At 70.5% G+C, this 18,046-nt stretch carries 16 protein-coding genes; 12 read left to right on the top strand and 4 right to left on the bottom strand.

Going from position 1 to position 18,046, the window contains the following annotated elements; all coding sequences use genetic code 11:
• Positions 1 to 5 precede the first annotated feature (5 nt).
• The 5 genes from EPL03_RS08505 (at position 6) to EPL03_RS08485 (ending at position 5,502) form a co-directional block, all read left to right on the top strand.
• Positions 6 to 371, top strand: coding sequence for an ArsR/SmtB family transcription factor (locus tag EPL03_RS08505; protein ID WP_244605225.1), 366 nt, complete (start codon positions 6 to 8; stop codon positions 369 to 371).
• A 53-nt stretch (positions 372 to 424) separates the two neighbouring features.
• A complete protein-coding gene (locus tag EPL03_RS08500) occupies positions 425 to 1,156 on the top strand; it encodes a nucleoside phosphorylase (protein WP_135828913.1) in 732 nt (243 codons plus the stop codon).
• Between the two features lie 87 nt (positions 1,157 to 1,243).
• A complete protein-coding gene (locus tag EPL03_RS08495) occupies positions 1,244 to 2,035 on the top strand; it encodes an ABC transporter ATP-binding protein (protein WP_135828912.1) in 792 nt (263 codons plus the stop codon).
• Positions 2,036 to 2,076: 41 nt separating this feature from the next.
• The gene (locus EPL03_RS08490) at positions 2,077 to 3,879 is read left to right on the top strand and encodes a hypothetical protein (RefSeq protein ID WP_135828911.1); all 1,803 of its coding nucleotides are present in this window, start codon (positions 2,077 to 2,079) and stop codon (positions 3,877 to 3,879) included.
• Between the two features lie 204 nt (positions 3,880 to 4,083).
• Positions 4,084 to 5,502, top strand: a complete 1,419-nt coding sequence (locus EPL03_RS08485) for a universal stress protein (RefSeq protein ID WP_135828910.1) — start codon at positions 4,084 to 4,086, stop codon at positions 5,500 to 5,502.
• 105 nt (positions 5,503 to 5,607) lie between these two features.
• Here EPL03_RS08485 and EPL03_RS08480 read toward each other — a convergent pair whose 3' ends face one another.
• Entirely contained in the window at positions 5,608 to 6,780 is a 1,173-nt protein-coding gene (locus tag EPL03_RS08480) for an NAD-binding protein (protein ID WP_135828909.1), read from the bottom strand.
• Positions 6,781 to 6,852: 72 nt separating this feature from the next.
• Between EPL03_RS08480 and EPL03_RS08475 the strand changes: the two genes are divergently transcribed.
• The 4 genes from EPL03_RS08475 (at position 6,853) to EPL03_RS08460 (ending at position 10,992) form a co-directional block, all read left to right on the top strand.
• Complete coding sequence (locus EPL03_RS08475) at positions 6,853 to 8,181, top strand: potassium channel family protein (protein WP_135828908.1); 1,329 nt, start codon at positions 6,853 to 6,855, stop codon at positions 8,179 to 8,181.
• Positions 8,178 to 9,371 (top strand): TrkA C-terminal domain-containing protein, encoded by a 1,194-nt coding sequence (locus EPL03_RS08470; RefSeq protein ID WP_135828907.1) that lies wholly within the window; start codon positions 8,178 to 8,180, stop codon positions 9,369 to 9,371. The genes EPL03_RS08475 and EPL03_RS08470 overlap by 4 nt, the downstream gene beginning before the upstream one ends.
• Before the next feature lie 58 nt (positions 9,372 to 9,429).
• Positions 9,430 to 9,705 (top strand): ubiquitin-like small modifier protein 1, encoded by a 276-nt coding sequence (locus tag EPL03_RS08465; protein ID WP_135828906.1) that lies wholly within the window; start codon positions 9,430 to 9,432, stop codon positions 9,703 to 9,705.
• A gap of 81 nt (positions 9,706 to 9,786) precedes the next feature.
• Entirely contained in the window at positions 9,787 to 10,992 is a 1,206-nt protein-coding gene (locus EPL03_RS08460; protein WP_135828905.1) for a hypothetical protein, read from the top strand.
• A 26-nt stretch (positions 10,993 to 11,018) separates the two neighbouring features.
• Here EPL03_RS08460 and EPL03_RS08455 read toward each other — a convergent pair whose 3' ends face one another.
• Together EPL03_RS08455 and gatD are read right to left on the bottom strand one after the other, a co-directional pair.
• The gene (locus tag EPL03_RS08455; protein WP_135828904.1) at positions 11,019 to 11,969 is read right to left on the bottom strand and encodes a GNAT family N-acetyltransferase; all 951 of its coding nucleotides are present in this window, start codon (positions 11,967 to 11,969) and stop codon (positions 11,019 to 11,021) included.
• A gap of 10 nt (positions 11,970 to 11,979) precedes the next feature.
• Complete coding sequence (gene gatD, locus EPL03_RS08450) at positions 11,980 to 13,227, bottom strand: Glu-tRNA(Gln) amidotransferase subunit GatD (protein ID WP_135828903.1); 1,248 nt, start codon at positions 13,225 to 13,227, stop codon at positions 11,980 to 11,982.
• A 146-nt stretch (positions 13,228 to 13,373) separates the two neighbouring features.
• On the opposite strand from gatD, the gene EPL03_RS08445 reads away from it, so the two are divergent.
• The 3 genes from EPL03_RS08445 to EPL03_RS08435 all read left to right on the top strand — a co-directional run bounded on the left by EPL03_RS08445 (position 13,374) and on the right by EPL03_RS08435 (position 17,813).
• Entirely contained in the window at positions 13,374 to 13,898 is a 525-nt protein-coding gene (locus tag EPL03_RS08445) for a hypothetical protein (RefSeq protein ID WP_135828902.1), read from the top strand.
• A 538-nt stretch (positions 13,899 to 14,436) separates the two neighbouring features.
• Positions 14,437 to 15,210 carry an SDR family NAD(P)-dependent oxidoreductase gene (locus EPL03_RS08440; RefSeq protein ID WP_135828901.1) on the top strand — a complete coding sequence of 258 codons (774 nt, stop codon included), beginning with the start codon at positions 14,437 to 14,439 and terminating at the stop codon, positions 15,208 to 15,210.
• A gap of 443 nt (positions 15,211 to 15,653) precedes the next feature.
• Positions 15,654 to 17,813: a beta-glucosidase family protein gene (locus EPL03_RS08435; protein WP_135828900.1), complete on the top strand. Its 2,160-nt coding sequence runs from the start codon at positions 15,654 to 15,656 to the stop codon at positions 17,811 to 17,813.
• Positions 17,814 to 17,882: 69 nt separating this feature from the next.
• Here the strand turns inward: EPL03_RS08435 and EPL03_RS19900 are convergent, their stop codons facing one another.
• Positions 17,883 to 18,035 (bottom strand): hypothetical protein, encoded by a 153-nt coding sequence (locus tag EPL03_RS19900; protein ID WP_168216212.1) that lies wholly within the window; start codon positions 18,033 to 18,035, stop codon positions 17,883 to 17,885.
• Positions 18,036 to 18,046 lie beyond the last annotated feature (11 nt).

The following is an 18,046-nucleotide window of genomic DNA, read 5'->3' as shown; positions in this document are numbered from 1 at the left end:
TCGACGTGGCCGACCGCTACGACCCGCCGAAGCTCCCCGAGGAGAGCATCCTCGAACTCGAAGACTACCTCGCTATGCAGAGAGCGGTCAGCGAGGAAACTCGCTATCGTATCGTCGCGGAACTACTCCGGAAAGGCGAAATGAGCGCGAAAGAACTCGCAGACTCTCTCGATATCCCCTCGAACAGGCTCCACTACCACCTCGACAAACTCGTCGACGTCGGCGTGGTCGGTAATCGCTTGGAGACGGAACGCGGAGCCGACGGTCTCTACTCCTACTACGTCGCCACCTCGCTCGGCGAAGCCGTGATGAAACACGGCATCGGCGAACTCATCCGGACCGAGTGGGACGCCCGCGAACGCTACGCCTGACTCGCCGCCCCGAACCCGCACGCTTTTTCTCTTGCTCCCGACAAGCAACTCGCATGGCGAAACAACCACACCTCCTCGTGGAAGACGGCGACGTGAACGACATCGCGCTCGTACCCGGCGACCCCGGTCGGGTCGACCGCATCGCGGGACTCTGCGATAGCTCCGAGGTCGTCGCGCAGAACCGCGAGTACAAGGTCGTCAACGCCAGCTACGAGGGCACCGACCTCACCATCTGCTCGACCGGCATCGGCTGTCCGTCGGCCGCCATCGCGGTCGAGGAACTCCACGAGGTCGGCGTCGAGACCGTCGTCCGTGTCGGGACGACCGGCGCGCTCCAGTCCGACATCGAGATCGGCGACATGATAGTTGCGACCGGCGCGGCCAAAAACGAGGGCACCAGCAAGCGCTACGAGGACGTCGAGTACCCCGCCGTCCCCGACTACGGCGTCCTCTCGGCGCTGGTCGACTCCGCAGAGGCCAACGACGAAGACGTTCACGTCGGTCCCATCGCGAGCGACGACGCCTTCTACGCCGAGACCGACGAGTACGTCGCCGACTGGGAGGAAGCCAACCTGCTGTCGGTCGAGATGGAGGCGGCGACCGTCTTCTCGCTGGCCCGCCGCCGGGGCATGCGGGCGGGAGCCATCTGCACCGTCGACGGCAACCTCGTCGAGGGGACTCAGAAGGGCGAGACCGAGGGCGACGAACTCCCCGAGAAGGCCAGGAACAACGTCGAGCGCGCCATCCGCATCACGCTCGACGCCGTGGTCGACCTCGCGGCGTAGGTCGGGGGTTCGACCTGAATCTCCGCCGACAGGTCGGAGAGGAACTATTTTGCCCCTCGCCCCGTCACTGGGACGTACCGAACTACGATGGCTGCAATCGACACGACCGCCCTGACCAAGCGATACGGCGACGTACTCGCGGTCGACGGTCTCGACCTCTCCATCCCCGAGGGCGTCGTCTACGGCTTCCTCGGCCCGAACGGCGCGGGCAAGACCACCACGATGCGGATGCTCACCGGTCTCGCGCGGCCGACCAGCGGGACCGCGTCGGTCGCGGGCGCGCCCGTCACGGACCGGGACGCCCTCCGGTCGCGCGTCGGCTACCTCCCCGAGGAACCGCCGCTGTACGAGCAGGCCACCGGCTACGAGCAACTGACGTACGTCGCGGGCCTGCGCGACCTGCCGGAGGCCGATGCCCGCGAGCGAGTCGACGCGCTGCTCGACGACCTCGACATGGCCGCCGACGCCTCGACCCGCATCGCCGACTACTCGAAGGGGATGCGCCAGAAGGTCGCGTACGTGCAGGCGGTCCTCCACGACCCCGACGTCGTCTTCCTCGACGAACCCACCTCCGGACTCGACCCCCGGGCCGCCCGCACCATCCGGGGGATGATTCGGGACCTCGCGGACGGCGGGACGACGGTCTTCCTGTCGACGCACATCCTTCCGGTCGTCGAGGAGGTCGCCGACGTGGTCGGCATCCTCTACGACGGCGCGCTGGTCGCCGAGGACGCCCCCGACGCGCTCACCCGGCGCGCCGAGACCGGCGAGACCCAGACGCTCGAAGACGTGTTCCTCGAACTCACCGGCACCGACGACGCCGCCGAGGTCGGCGTCGACGCGACCGCCCGCGAGGGCGCGGAGCGCACGGATGACTGAATCGAGGCGGCGTCTGGCGACCGAACCGAGGTGGCGCGCGGATGGCTGAACCCGGATGGGTCCGACACGCCCTGCGGGTCGGCCGCTTCGAGTTCCGGCGGTCGGTCCGCGAACTGTGGCGCGACAAGGCCCGGTTCGCGCTGACCGCGCTCGGCGTGGTGTTGCCCTCGGTAGTGGTGGCCGGAGTGCTCGTCCTGCTCGGCGACGCGATACGCGGCGTCGAACCCATGCCGATGCCCGACGGGATTCGAGGCACGGTCGCGTTGTTCTGGCTGTTCGCGGTGTTCCTCGTGGCCCAGCGCGTCGCGTCCGCCCGGCCCCGGCCCGACGCCGAGGCGCTCCTGTTGACCACGGTGTCCGCGCGGTCGGTCGCGGCCGGGTTGGCGCTGGCGGAGACGCTCCGCATCCTCGCCTACTTCGGGTTGCCGACGCTCGTGGTGACCGGGGCGAGCGTCGCGCTGCTCGGCTCGCCAGCCAGCGTCGTGGCGGTGCCGGCCGCCGTGGTCCTGTTCGCGGCCACGGTCGTCGTCGCGGGGTCGGCGGTCGGCTACGCGGCTGCGTGGCTCGTCGCCACCTCGCTGTTCGTGGCCCGCCACAAGACCGCGCTCGGGTCGGTCGCCTCGCTCGCGGCGATGGGCGGGTACTTCCTGTTTCTGTACCCGGGACTGGTCGGGCTGAGTGGGGCGTCGCTGGCGTGGCTCCCGGTGGGCTGGGTCGCCGACCTCGCGGTCGTCGGGACGCCGCTCGTCGGCTCGACGACCCGTCTGGCGGGCGTCCTCCTCGTCAGTGCAGTCGTCCTGCTGGGCGGCGGCGCGCTGGTCGACCGCGAGACGACCGCGCTGTGGTTCACCGACCCGGTGAGCGTCGACGCCGACGAGTCCGGCGCGGCCGACGAGCGGTCCAGCGTCGACGCGACCCCCGGCGCGGCCGGCGAGCAGTCCCCGGCGGCGTCCGGACGCGACGCGCTCGCGGACGCCGTGGAGCCGCTGGCGGTGCCCCGCAGCCTCGTCTCCGAACCGGTCCGGCGGGTCGCCGAGTGGGTCCTCCTGCGGACCCGGCGCGACCCGAACCGACTCACCTTCCTCCTGATTCCCGCGATGGCGTTCGGGAGTCCGGTCGTCAGCACGGCGGTCCAGTCCGGGTCGACGGGCGCGCTGCTCGCGCCGCTGTGTGCGGTCGTGCTCCCGTGGTTCGCCGGCTCGCTGTTCGCCATGAACCCTCTCGGGGACGAGGGACGGGTGCTGCCGGTGACGCTGACGGCCGTCTCGGGCCGGGCGTACGTTCGCGGCCTGCTGGTGCCGGGCCTGCTCGTCGGCCTCCCGGTGGTCGTCGTCGCCGCCGCCGTCGCGGGACTGCTCTCGCCGTACTCCCCGGCCGAGCGCGTCGGACTGGTCGCGCTCGGCGCGTACCTGACCTGCGTCGCGGTCGCGGTCACGCCGGCGGTCGGGATGGCGCTGCCCCGGTTCAGCGCCATCAGCGTCGGCCAGAGCCGCGAGGTGCTCCCGCCCCGGATGAGCGCGGTCGCGGTCCACGCCGCGCTGACCGTGCTCCCCGGCGGGCTACTGGCGGGGCTGGTCGTCGCGCCGGCCGCGATTCGGATGGTCTTCGCCGGCGCGTTCGGGTTCGCGCCGGCGCTGGCGCTCAGGCTGCTCGCGGCCTCGGACGAGGGGACGCTGGCCGAAACTGCGGCGTGGTTCGCCGACGTGGGCGAGGCCGTCGGTTCGGTCGGAATCGCCGAGTTGCAGGTCGTACTCGGCGGGGGTCTGCTGGTCGGTGGCGTCGCGGCCGCCGGCCTGCTGTACCGGTACGCGGTCGGTCGGTTCGACCGGTACGTGCCGCCGTGACGCCACGGCGGGACTCGCGGGGTCCGGTCGCCGGCGACCTGCGTGTAGACTCGCGGGCGACCGCTCCGGGCGCGCCGAGGACCGCCCCGCGCGGGCTTATCCCCGTCACCGGCGCGTCCGGGGTTGCGTGCGGTCGGGTGGACGACCGCGGGCGGGTGCGCCGAGTGGACAGACCTTTTACTCGCGGGAGGTGACGTGACGACGATGTTGGACGGCTTGCGTGCGCGCTTTCACGCGCTCCGCCGCCGAGCCCGGCGGGTCGAACGGCGGGAGGTCCGGGCGTTCAGCCGGTGGGTCGAGCACACGGCCAATCTCATCCACCTCTCGGTCCTGCTGTTCGTCCCGCTGCTCATCGCGGCCGTGACGGCGGTCTCGAACGCGGTGGAGTTGCTTCCGTTCGTGCTGTTCCCCCCGCTGGCGTCGGGCACGTTCACGCTGTTCGCCGACCCGGAGGGGACGTACGCCTCGACGACGACGTTCGTGGGCGGCCTGACCGCCGGCGCGGTGTGCGGGACCGTCGCCGTCTGGGTCGGCGTCCGCGCCGGCCTCCGGACATCGCTGGAGTCGACCGCACTCGCCGTGTCGCCGGCCGAGGCCGCGCTCGCGGTGTTTCTCACCGGCGCGGTCACCTGGGCGCTCGACTTCGAGGAGCCGGCCGCGTTCTCGACGGCGCTGCTGGCGCTCATCGCGCCCGCGTTCGGCGGCCCCGCCACGGTCCGGGTGTTCTTCGCCGAGTTCGTCGGGTCGGTGTTCGTCGCCAGCAGCCTCGTCGCCGGCGCGTTCAGCGTCTGGCGGCGGGAGTTCTACGAGCGTCGGTCCCAGTTTCTCTACGCGTCGACGAAGGGCGACGACCACGTGCTGATACCGATGCGGGGCGACCGCGCCAGCGCGACCGCAACGTTCGGCGCGCGGCTGGCGGCGGCCCACGCCGCGAGCAAGGTCGTCCTGCTCGACGTGGTCGACGAGGGCGGCGGCCGCCACGACGCGACCGAGGCGGCCGCCGACGAGTCGGTCGACCGCCTCGAATCCGAGGCCAGTCGCATCGAGCGGTCGGTCGGCGTCCCCTGCGAGGTGGTGGTCGCCGGCGACGGCACCGACCCCTCCGCGACCGTCCTGCGGACGGCCCGCGAGACGAACTGCGACCTCGTGGTCGCCCCCTACGAGGAGGAGCGGGGGAGCCTCTCGCCGTTCGTCCGCGGGCTGTTTCGGGGCGACGTCGACACCGTCGCGTTCCGGTCCAGCCCGGAGCGCGCGCCCAGGTCGCGCTGGAATCGGGTGCTGGTCCCGGTCCGGCGGGCCGGGGACACGGCCCACCTGATGATCGGTTTCGCTCGCCGACTGGCGGACCGCGTGAGCGTCTGCACCTGCATCGACCGCGAGGCCGAGCGCCGGTCCACCGAGGCGATGCTGGCGAATCTGGTGGAGACGTTCGAGGGGTCGTTCGAGACCCGGGTGTCGCGGTCGTCCATCGAGTCGTTCCTCGACGCCAACGACGCCTACTACGACCTCGTGGTGATGGGCGCGAGCACCGACCGGTCGGCGGCCTCGCGGTTCGTCTCGCCCCCGACGTTCGAGCAGTTGCACGAACTGGAGTGTGACGTGGCGGTCGTCCATCGGGCCTGACCGTCGCTTCGGGGAGCGACCGCCCTCCATGGGGCCTGGTGGTCGCTTCGGGGCGCAATCGTCGCTCCGGCGCGCGACCGTCGTCGGCCGGGTCGGACTCCGGATTCACTCCACGCGAGCCGACCCGCCCGCGAGTCTGTCGGCCACGCTCTCCATCTCCTCGCTGCCCAGCGCCGACAGCACGAGCAGGTGGCCGCCGATGGTCGCGGGGCTGATGACGGCGTCCGCGCCGGCCCGCTTGAGTTTGTCGACGTTCTCGCGGTCGGTCGCGGCCGCGACGATGCGGACCTCGGGGTTGAGCTGGCGGGCGGTCAGCACCGCGAGCGCGTCCTCGGCGTCGTTGTTGGTCGCCGCGACGACCGCCCGCGCCCGGTCGACGCCGACGCGCTCGAGCGGCTCCTCGTCGCTGGGGTCGCCCCGGTGGACCGTGACCCCGCGCTCGGCGAGGTCGCTCGCCGTCGTCGAGTCGGGCGCGACGACGACGAACTCCGACTTCTCGTGGAGTTCGTTCAGTATCGGTTCGGTCAGGTCGCCGTAGCCGAGCACGACGACGTGGTCTTCGAGGAGTTCGAGTTGTGTGTCTGTCATTCTTCCGAGTGCGGCGGTCAGTCGGGCTTCGATTGCGGGGCCGAGCAGCGAGGCCAGCGCGACCGCGAACGTCGCGGTGCCCAGCACGACGACCGACAGGCTGAACAGCCGCGCGGTCTGGGTGGCCGGCGCGGCGTCGCCGTAGCCGACGGTCGTGGCGGTGACGAGCGTGTAGTACAGCGCGTCCAGGGGCGTGTCGACGCTGGTGAACTGGTCGGCCAGCGCGTAGGTGCCTGCCGTCCCGTAGACCAGCACGCCCACGAGCGCCGCGACGCCCGCGAGCTGGCTCGTCGACAGGTCGATTTCGCGGTCGAACCGCCCGCGTCCGACCGCCACCACCACGGGGAGCCCGGCCAGCGAGACGACGACCAGCGGCAGCGAGTACGGGCTCGACTGGACCAGTCCCTGTATCGCGGTCAGCGGGAGCAACACCAGCGTCGAGTACCACGCGACCCGGAGCCGTCGTCGCATCCCGGCCGCGCTCGCGAACATGAGAAAGCCCGTCAGGGTGCCGGTGAACCCGGCGAGTTCCTGGACCCACGCCGGGATTCCGCCGCCGAACAGGTTCCGCGCGGAGGTCGCCGTGATACCGATGCTGGAGACGCCGGTGGCTATCGACAGCACGGCCACCGCGAACGTCAGCGACACCGCGGCCCGCAGGCCGATGTGGGACCGCCAGGTCGTCTCCATACCGGGTCCTGTCGCGGTCGCGGACAAAAAAGGGTCGGTAGGACTTTAGGCGTCGTGGCACTGGCGAGTAGCATGAACGTCGGTCCGGACCTGCTCGTCGACGTCCTCGAAGGGCTCTACATCGGCGGTCTCACCGCCGTCGTGCCCGCGCTGGTAGCGTGGGCGCTCGGGTTCACGTTCAAGTACTTTACCGGCGTGACGATTCCGGGGTTCGGCGTCCTCGTCTTCGGCGTCGCCATCGCGGGGATTCAGGGCGGCCTGCTCGGCCTGCTCGACCCGCAGTTCGTCGCCTCGCCCACCGCGCTGGTGTCGGCACTCGTGGTGATGATGGCCACGCTGTACGCCCACGCGCAGGGCGACCGGATGGGCACGGAGTTCCCCCGGCGGTTCACCGTCCGGGGCCTGCGCGAGCGGGGCCTCTCGGCCGAGGCGGTCGAGCGCGCGGGACGGTTCGGTCGCGCCCGGGTGCGGACCACCGGCGAGGTCGGCGACGTGGAGGGGTACCCGCCCCTCTCGGAGGACCTCCGGGCCGCGATACGCGACGGCGAGTGGACGTTTCCGGCGGACCTGCCGCTGTCAGAACTCGAACGCCGACTCGAAGACCGCCTCCGGACCGAACACGACCTCGCGGAGGCGACCGCGAGCATCGACGACCGGGGCCGGGCGACCGTGAGCGCGGCCCCGCCGGTCGGCGCGCTCTCGCGGCGGGTTCCGCCGGGCGAGCGCGCGGTGTCGGTCGACGCGCTGGTCCCGACCGGCCTCGCGCGCGGCGACGAGGTGACCGCGACCCCGATTCGCGACGGAGCCGTCGCCGGAACGGGAGACGGGAGCGCGGGGACGGCTCCCGAGGGCGTCGAGGGAACCGTGCTGAGCGCCCGGTCGGGGGCCGACGCGCCCACGCCCGCCGTCGCGGTTCGCCCTGCGGACCCGCCGACGGGCGGCGACGGGGCGACCGCCGGACCGGACCCGGCGACGCCCGCACCCGGCGCGGCCGCGCGGACGGCCGCCCGGACGACCGGCGGCGACGGGCGGGTGACGGTCGCGGTGGCGCGCAGCGACGCCGAGACGCTCCTCGAAACCGACGCGGCCAACGTGGTGGTCCGGGCCCGGGGCACTCGTCGGGAGTTCGAACTCCTCTCGTTGCTCCGGCGACACGGCAACCGGATGCGCCGGGTCGAGGTGGCCGCCGGGTCGGCGCTCGACGGGACGACGCTCGGGGAGGCGGCGCTCCGGCGGACCCACGGCGTCGCGGTGCTGGCGGTCCGACGCGGCGGGGAGTGGACGGTCGCGCCCCGCGGCCCGACCCGGGTGGCCGCGGGCGATGCGCTCTACGTCGTCGGGTCGCGCGAGTCGCTCGACCGGGTCGAGGACGAAACTCGGGCCGAGGGGGGCGAACGATGACCGTCGCTGCGGCCGCGCAACTCGCGAGTCCGGCCGTGCTCGAACCGTTCGAACGCCCGGTCGCCGCGGTCGTCCGCGTGGTCGGACTCGCGGTGCTGGCCGGGGGCGTCGCGACCGTCGCGGGGACGGTCTACAGCGTGTACGCTCGCGAGGAGATGCCCGAGGGCCTCGCGGTGCTGGTGGGCCTCGCCGTGGTCGGGGGCTGGCTCAACACCACCACCGCGCTCCGGCAGTTCCTCGGGACCGGCGACGTCGTCCCCTCGCCGTCGGTCGCGCTGGTCAACAGCGCGGCGTTCGTCCTCGGGGCCGCCGCCGCCGCGCTCGGGGCGCGCTCGGGCGCTCGCGTCCTCGCGGGCGAGCTGGGCGCGGACGTCGGCCGGCTCGCCGGCACCGTCGGGCGATTCGTGGCGGTCGACCTCCCCGAGGACATCGCGGACGTGGACGGGTACGAACCGCTCGACGCCGAGACGCGGGAGACGCTCGCGGGCGCGACCCTCCGGTTCCCGCGGGGGCTGACGGTCGCGGAACTGCGCGAGCGCCTCGTCGCGCGGCTCCGCGACGACTACGACGTCGGGCGGGTGGACGTCGAACTGGCCGCCGACGGCACCGTCGAGTATCTGGCCGCCGGTGGCCGCGTCGCCGGACTCGGCCCCACGCTCGCGCCGGGGACGGTCGCGGTGGCGGTCCGGGCGGACCCGGCCGCCGGTGCGAGCGCGGGCGACGTCGTGCAGGTCCGGTCGACCGGCGAGGCCGCCGAGCGGGTCGCCACGGCGGAACTCCGCGCGACGGTCGGCGACGTGGCGACGCTGGCGCTCGACGCGACCGACGCCCGGCGAATCGACCCCGACGCCGAGTACCGGCTCGTGACGCTGCCGACCGAACCCCGGGCGGACCGGGAGTTCTCCGCGCACCTCCGCGCGGCCGACGAGACGGTCGGAACCGCCACGGTCGCCGCAGACAGTTCGCTGGTCGGCGCGCCGGTCGGAAGCGTCGACGCCACCGTGGTCGCGGTCCGGACCGACGCGGGCGTCGAGACGATTCCGGCCGACGACCGCGTGCTGGCGGCCGGCGACACCCTCTACGTGGTCGGTCGCCCCGACCTGCTCCGGCGAATCGAGGCAGCCGCGGGGAGCGGCGGGTCGGCGAGCGGTGGCCGGTCGGACGCGACGACGATTCGGCAGGGCGACTGACCGACCTGTTGTGCGCCTCGCGGAACAGTTACGTGTCCGCGACGCCCACGTGTCGACCATGGAGTGGAAGCTGTTCGCCGACCTCGCCGAGATCGCGGGCGGCAAGGCGGTCGCGGTCGACGCCGAACCGGGCGACACGGTCGGGGCGGCGCTGGCCGAACTGGTCGACGACCACCCCGGGCTGGCCGACCGCATCTACGACGCGGACGGCGACCTGCGCGAACACATCAACGTCTTGCGGAACGGGGCCAACGTCCGCGCCGCCGAGGGCCTCGACACGGAACTCGACGAGGGCGACGAACTCGCGCTGTTCCCGCCGGTCAGCGGCGGGTGACGCGGTGGCGGTCGTCCCCGTCGATTCTACGCCCGTCAGGGCCAGAAGCGCTTAACCCGGTGGCGTGCTATCCCGCGTGGGATGGGCCGGGGTGACACGGCGGCGAGCGACGGAGACGCGTCCGACGACGCCAGCGCGTCCGACGGACTGACCGACCGGTCCATCGACGAACTGATGCCCGACCATCGCTCGCTCGACACGCTGATTCCGGGCGACCGGGCGTCGCTGTCGCCCGTCGAGCGCGCCCACCACTGGGTCCTGCTGAGCGGCCGCCGGGAGTCGGTGACGGTGGGACTGCTGGTCGGCGTCCTCGCCGGGCTGCTCGCCCTCTCGGTGGTTCGGCCCGTCGACGTGCGCGCGCTGCTTCAGGACACCAACACGGCCCAGACGCTGTTCAACTCGCTGCTCAGCGGGACCATCCTGCTGGTCTCGATCGTCGTTTCGATCAGCTCCATCGTGCTCTCCGAGGAGATAACCGACATCGAGAGCCAGCGCGAGCGCATCGACGCCTCCATCCGGTATCGCGGCGAGCTGGAGGAGTACATCGAGGCCGACGTGAGCCCCGCCCGTCCGGCCGACTTCCTCCGAACCATCCTCCGGATAATCGACAAGCAGGCCTCGGCCATCGCGACCATCGCCGAGGGCGGCGAGGACGGCTTCGCCGAGGAGGCCCAGACGTTCGTCGAGGAGGTCACCGCGGAGGCCGAGCGCGCGGGCGAGACGCTGTCCGACGCCCGGTTCGGCTCGTTCAAGGTGTTGCTCGCCGGGCTCAACTACGACTACTCGTGGCAGCTCCACGTCGCCCGCCGGTTCAAGCGCAAGTACGGCGACGACCTCTCGGAGGACCAGCAGGCGGCCATCGACGACTTCGTCGAGACGCTCAAGATGTTCGCCACCGGCCGGGAGTACTTCAAGTCGCTGTACTACAAGCGGGAGTTCGCGCGCCTGTCGAGCAGGCTGCTGTACGTCTCGCTGCCGACCATCGTCCTCACGTCGTACGTGATGCTCGCGCTCGACAGCAACCTCTTCCCGGACGTGACGTTCTTCACGCTGACGCCACTGGCGGTGTTCGTCAGCGTGGCCTACACCGTCGCGCTCACGCCGTACGTCGTCCTGACCGCGTTCGTCCTGCGGGCGATGACGGTGACGCTCCGGACGCTGGCCTCGGGGCCGTTCGTGCTCGAACGCGGGAGCGAACTCGACGAGTTCGACTGGAGCGAGGACGACGTGACGGTCTCGGACTTCGAGGTGCCGACCGGCGAGGACAAACAGCGCGCCGACGACTGACGGGCCGCGACCGACCGGGCGGGCATCTACCGCCCGGTGAGGTCGGCCGCCATCACGAAGTCGGGGTCGTCCGAGACGTCGACCCGGCAGGCGGCGGCGTCGCTGACGGTCTCGACGGTCTCGGGTATCAGCACGCGTGTCCGGTCGGCTCCGCGGGCGGCGGCGTCGCGCGCCACGGCGGCGAGGACGGCCCCGGCGCTGTCGGCGTCGGCCCACGCGCCGACGCCGTACTCGGCCCACCGCTCGGTCTCGCCGGCCCCCGTCCCGGAATCGTCGCTCTCGTCGGCGTCCACCTCGCGCTCGAACTCCCGGACGCGGTGGGCGAACCCCCGCGTGCCGCCGTCCTGCACGACGAACAGGCCGTCGTCGTCGGCCGCCGCCCGGAGGTCCGCTCGGGCGAGCCGGGAGACGGCCCACGATTCGTCGTCGTCGAGCGCGAGTCCGCGAAGGTGGTCGTGAGCGTCGCTGTCGGTCCAGAACCGCCACGCTGCGTCGGGGTCGGCGGTGACGTCGGCCTCCGGGTCAGCGTCGGGGTCGGGCTCGGGACGCGCCCACCGGAACTCGGTGGCCGGGGCGTAGCCCATCGACCGCGACTGGCCGAGTCCGGCCTCGTTCCACGAGAACACCATGTTCCGGGCCACCGTCGCGCCGCGCTCGCGCGCCCACTCGAACAGGTCCTCGGTGACCGCGACGGAGACGCCCCGGCCCCGGTAGTCGGGATGGACCCGCATGCCCTGATTCCACGCCTCCCAGTCGGACAGCAACACCGCCTGGGCCAGCCCCGCGACCTCGCCGTCGACCTCCGCGACGACGGTTCGCTTTCGGCCCTCGTCGCCGTCTATCCAGTCGTGATAGACCCGCGGGATGTAGTCGGTGCTGTCGCGGCCGGGCCACGTCCCCCGGGTGAACGCCGCGACCGCGTCGTAGTCGTCGTGGCGCGCCGCGCGAACGCGAACGGCGTCGGCAGTCCGGGTCACCGCGCCCACCTCACTCCCACGGCACCGACCGCTGGGTCAGTTCGCCCGCGATGGGGCCACGCATCGTCTCCTCGGGGTCGTCGGCGTTCGCCAGCGCCCACATCAGCTTCACCTTCGCGGTGCCGGGTAAGGTGTCGCCGGCCTCGACCACGCCCGCGTCGAGCAGGTCCCGGCCGGTGTCGTACACGCGGTCACAGACCCGGCCCTCGATGCACTGGCTGGTCATGACCACGGTGGTCCCGTCGTCGACGAGGTTCGCGATGCGGGCTATCCAGTCGGTGTGGACGTGCCCGAGGCCGGTGCCCTCCAGCACCAGACCCGCCTTGCCCTCGGCGAGGTCGAGCACCGACGCGTCCGTGCCGGGCGTGAACTTGAGCAGTTCCACGTCGGATTCGAGGTCGGGGCGAACAGCGAGTTCCGTCCCGCCGCGTTCGGCGTACTCGCGCCGGAAGGACACGGCCGTCTCGCCGCCGTCGTACGCGACCTCGCCGAGGGGCTTCGCGCCGACCGTCTCGAAGGCGTCCCGTCGCGAGGTGTGGTTCTTCCGGACCCGCGTGCCCCGGTGGAGCGCGCAGGCGTCGTCGCTCTCGGAGGCGTGCATGCAGATCATGACCTCGGCCGCGTCGGCCTTGGCGGCCTCGACCGCACAGACCGCGTTCATCACGTTGTCCGAGGAGGGCCGGTCGGCCGACCGCTGGCTCCCGGTGAACACGACCGGCACGGGGGTATCGAGCACGAACGACAGCGCCGACGCGGTGAACTGCATCGTGTCGGTGCCGTGCATCACGACCACGCCGTCCGCGCCCGCCTCGACCTCCTCGCGGACGGCCTCGGCGAGGTCCTGCCACACGTCCGGGGTCATGTTCTCCGAGAGGATGTTGGCCACGACCCGGCCTCGGTAGTTCGCGCGGCCCGCGAGGTCCGGCACGGCTCGGAGCACGTCCTCGGCGTCGAACTGGGCAGTCACCGCGCCGGTCCGGTAGTCGACGGTCGAGGCGATGGTGCCGCCGGTCGAGATGAGCGAGACGGTCGGCAGGTCCTCGTCGAACGCTACTTCGGACGACTCGTCGGTCTGGCCCGTCTCGATGTCGTACACGTCGCGTTCGAGCACGTCCACGTCGGCGTCCTCGCGGTCGACGCCGACGTTGTATCCGCCGTCGAGTTTGACGACGAGGTTCTGGGTCGTCGAGGAGGGGAGCAGTACGCCCTCGTAGGTCTGGTCGGTCCGCTCGACGCGGACGCGGTCGCCGGGATTCATATCACGGGCTATCGGCCCTGCGGACTTGAAACCATCTTTTCGCGGCGTGGGACCGGACGGTCAGTCGTCCCCAGAGTGAGACGAGACGCGGCGCGGTCCCTCCGCCCACGAAAAGACCCATAACCTCCCGCGTTCACCACACCCGTATGCCCCAGCGTTCCGACCAGCACTCCTCCGACTCGGTCGCGGGCGAGTACGCCGACCTCCTCGACGACGAGCCGACGGACGCATCCGCCGACTCGGACGCCGCCCGGCCGGAATCGACCCCGTCCGACTCCTCGTCGGTCGGACAGCGCCTCGGGAGTCGCGCGACCAGCCTGTTCTCGCCCCGCGCGTTCCTCTACGCGCTGGTGCTGCTCGGCGGCGGGACGGTCGCGGGCAACGCGTTCGTCCCGATTCCGTTCGTCGACAGCCTCGCGGGCCTCGTCGGCGCGTTCGTCGGCGCGTTCGTCCTCGGACTCGCGGTCGAGCGCTCGACCGTCCTCGAATCGGCGGTCGCCGGCGCGGCCGCGCTCGGAGTCGGGGTCCTGCTCACGAACCTCACGCTGTCGGTCGTCGGCGGCCTCGGCGTTCCGATGGCGGCAGTCGGCGCGGGGGCCGGACTGGTGGTGGGCGCGCTCGGCGCGCACTTCGGCGGCGACCTCCGGGACGGGCTGACGCAGGACGTCTGAACGCGGAACCCCTGTTCCCCGGAGTCGCACACCTCCACCACGGGCGATTGCGTACGAACTCTGACCTCGATCCATCGCAAGGCCGATTGTCTTCGTTCGCTCGATGGGCATCTGACCGAGCCCACTCGGCACCGGCTATCTCTCCGGATACCCGCTTGGTCTCCGATGGTTCGGTCGGAAGCCGAAGGTCGCGCGGGTCGTCCTCGACGGCCTGCATCAACTCACCGGTGGTCAGTTGCTCCCCTCGCTCCCGGCTTCACCCGTCTCCTCGGCGCGGGGGCTGTTCGCGACCGTCCGGCTGTCGGAGAAGTGGGCAGCGAAGTCGGAATAGAAGGCCAGAGTCGCGGGGTTTCGGGCCCTACACTTGGCAAGGGGCCTCGTATCGAATCCCTCAGCGGAGACCGCCTCGCGAGCCCGAAACTCTCTCGATGGATGGAGGGAGACGCTCAGCGTGGGTCTGACCGCTTCGGGACGGTTCGCCGGACGTTGAGGGAAAAGACTATACTAACTAAGCGGTTAGTAACATTCGGGAACACGTATGAACGGATTAGCAGGCAAGACCGCGGTCGTGACGGGAGCCGGCTCGGGAATCGGACGCGCTTCGGCGGAGCGGTTCGCTGAAGAGGGTGCAAACGTGGTTGTCGCGGACATCGACGAGGAAGGCGGGCGAGAGACCGTCGACGCAATCGAGGACGCTGGCGGTGATGCGACTTTCGTCGACATCGACGTTTCCGATGTCGAGTCAGTCGAGCACATGGTCGACGTCGCGGTAGATACGTACGGCGGGCTGGACTTCGCACACAACAACGCGGGGATTCTCACGGGATTCGCCGGGGTCACAGACATCGACGAGGACCAGTGGGAGCAGCTCATCGACATCAACCTGAAGGGCGTCTGGGCGTGCATGAAAGCCGAACTCTCGGTGATGGAAGAACAGGGCGGCGGCGCGATCGTGAATACGGCTTCGGAGTCCGGCCTCGTCGGGATGGGCGGGCTGTCCAGCTACTCGGCCAGCAAACACGGCGTCGTCGGCCTCACCAAATCGGTCGCCCTCGAGTATGCCTCGAGGGGTATCCGCGTCAATGCGATAGCACCCGGGCCGACGAAGACGAACATCCAGGCGAACTCCCCGGACACGGATGCCGACCCGCGGTCGCTTCCGTTCGATACGTCGGCGATGACTGACGTCCCGATGGACCGCGTTGCGGAACCGGAGGAGATGGCTGGAGCGACCGTGTTCCTCTGCTCGGACGACGCGTCGTACATTACTGGCCATACCCTCCCAGTAGACGGCGGACAGGCTGCGGACTAAGCAACGCCGCTAGTGCGGTCGTTTTCCTCCGCGAGACGAGTACGTCCCTGGATTTCCGGGGTAACTCGGCATATAGCGCCGCCAACCGTCTGGATGCGAGAGTGACGGGTTCACAACAAGTAGGCCGGCGTCGGAGGCGGATGGGGCGAGAGGGGTAACTGGAACGCGGGGCGTTCTGTCGCGTTCGGTCGGTACTCCAGTCCGACCGTATATGGGACCGACTCGCGGTCCCAATGGGGATAGCTGCACACCGCGCGAACAGCTAACTTCCCGATTAAGTACTCCGTCGTACTCTACGCCGGGGTGAGATGAGACGACACACCGATGAAAACAGCTGGCACCACATATTTGGCCGTCATGTGGTCCTACCTCCGGCGGGAAGCACCCTACGCGGCTGGAATCTAAGTCTATTAGTGTCTGGGATACTTACTGGATAGTTATTCATGCCCGAGCAGGATGCTGTCAACGAGATACTCGCCGACCTCACGACTGAAGAAAAGTGCCAGCTTGTCCACGGTGCAGTAGACCCGACAGGTCGCGCAACCGGTTACATTCCCGGTATCGAGCGACTCGACGTTCCATCATTTCGGATGGTCGACGGACCGCTCGGCACCCGGATTCCCGGAGCGCAGGCGACCGCGTTTCCGGCACCGCTAACGCTGGCAGCGACGTTCGATACTGACCTCGCTCGCACCCACGGGGCGGCACTTGGTCGTGAAACGAACCGACAGGGAATGGACGCCCTGCTTGCCCCCGGCGTGAACCTGATTCGCGTCCCGCAGAACGGCCGGAACTTCGAGTACTTCTCGGAAGACCCAGTTCAGTCGGCCGCCTTTGCGAGGGCTGTCACCGCCGGTATCGAGTCCGAGGACGTCGTCGCGACGCCGAAACACTACGTCGCCAACAATCAAGAAACCAGTCGCGCGTCGGTCAGCGTGGACGTGAGCGAGCGCGCGCTCCGCGAACTCTACCTGCCCTCGTTCGAAGCCGCCGTCGACGCGGGCGCAGGAAGCGTCATGACCGCGTACAACGCAGTAAACGGGACGCCGATGAGCGAACACGGCCGCCTGAACCGCGATGTCCTCAAGGACGAGTTCGGATTCGAGGGGTTCGTGGTCTCGGACTGGTTCGCTACCGAGGGTGCCGCAGCGGCGGCGAACGGCGGCCTCGACGTCGAGATGCCCGGCGTCCCGATGGCCGAGCTAGCGAGTTCGATGGCTGGCGACGGGAACTCGCCCGGAGCCGACCTGTTCGGCGGGGACGGTCCCGCGGACGAACAGGGAGCGGGTGACGGGGCGTTCGGAATGTCGCCCGAATTCGCCGACGGAATGCCCGACCCGACCACCTGTGAACGGTTCGCCGAAGCGCTCGTTCCCGCCGTCGAGTCCGGAGCGGTACCGACGGAACGGCTCGACGACATGGTTCGACGGGTCCTCACGGTGATGTCCGAACGCGGCATTCTCGACGGGTCGCGTGATGAGTCCGGGGCCGTCGACACGACCGAACACCGCGAACACGCCGAACGGGTCGCCGTTCGAGGCACGGTACTCCTGAACAACGACGGAATCTTGCCCCTCGCGGACGACGCCGACGTCGCACTCGTCGGACCGAACGTCGAGGAGGCGCTGCTCGGCGGCGGCGGGTCCTCCGAGATAGCAGCCGCGAACCCCCGGAGTCCGGTCGACGGAATCACCGACCGTTCGGCCGGCGAGGTGACGGTCACCTACGGCCTTCCGCCCGTCGAGGGCGTCTCCATGCTCGATATGTTCGGTCCCGATACCGACGACGGACCGGACCGCGAGCCCGACATCGAGGGCGCGGCACGCGCCGCAGCGGCAGCCGACGTCGCCGTGGTGTTCGTCCGCGACGTCGCTTCCGAGGCCGTCGACCGACCGAGCCTCGCGCTCCCCGAACGTCAGGACGAACTGGTCGAGGTCGTCGCCGAGGCGAACGACCGGACCGTCGTGGTGGTCAATTCGAGCGGTCCCGTGGAGATGCCGTGGCGCGAGTCGGTCGCCGCAATCGTCGAGGGATGGTATCCCGGGCAGGCGCACGGCGACGCCGCCGCAGCGGTGCTTTTCGGCGACGCCGACCCCGGTGGTCGCCTGCCCGTCACCTTCGCGCCAGAACCGACGTATCCGACAGCAACCGAACAGCGGTTCCCCGGTGAGGACGGCACAGTTCGCTACGACGAGGACGTCTTCGTCGGCTATCGGTACTTCGATGCGCGCGACACCGAACCCACCTATCCGTTCGGGCACGGCCTCTCGTACGCCGAGTTTACCTACGTGGACGCCGAACTGGACGACGGGACGCTGTCGGTTACTCTCGAAAACGAAAGCGACCGGGACGGTCGGGAGGTCGTACAAGCGTACGTCCGGCCGCCCGAAACGGACGCCGACCGGCCCGTTCGTGAACTCGGTGGTTTCGAAGCTGTTAGCGTCCCAGCAGGCGGGAGGAGGACCGTCGAAATCGACCTCAGCGAACGAGCGTTCGGTCGTTATGACGAGTCTGCGGGCTGGACCGTCGACCCGGGAACGTACACGGTTGCGGTCGGGCGGTCCTCGAGAGACGTCCGAATCGAGCGGGAGGTGATTCGCTGAGGAGGATTCCGTTCGAACAATCAGCTACTGCTGTTCTTTGGTCGACGGTCCGTGGGTCAGCCATGGCGTTCAGTCCCCGTCCGTGGCCGCGTCGACGCCCGTCTTGTCGAGGTCGACCTCGCTCTCGGTGAGGCGGCTCTGCCGCCAGGCCCCCGATTGATACCAGCCGTCGGCGATGAACGCCCCGGCGACGGTACAAATGCCGGAGACGCCCGGACGCACCGAGGACCGTA

It is taken from the genome of Halorussus halobius (assembly GCF_004765805.1).
Taxonomy (GTDB): Archaea; Halobacteriota; Halobacteria; order Halobacteriales; family Haladaptataceae; genus Halorussus; species Halorussus halobius.
The sequence above is the reverse complement of the archived record's forward strand: the minus strand, read 5'-3'. Positions and strand labels throughout refer to the sequence as shown.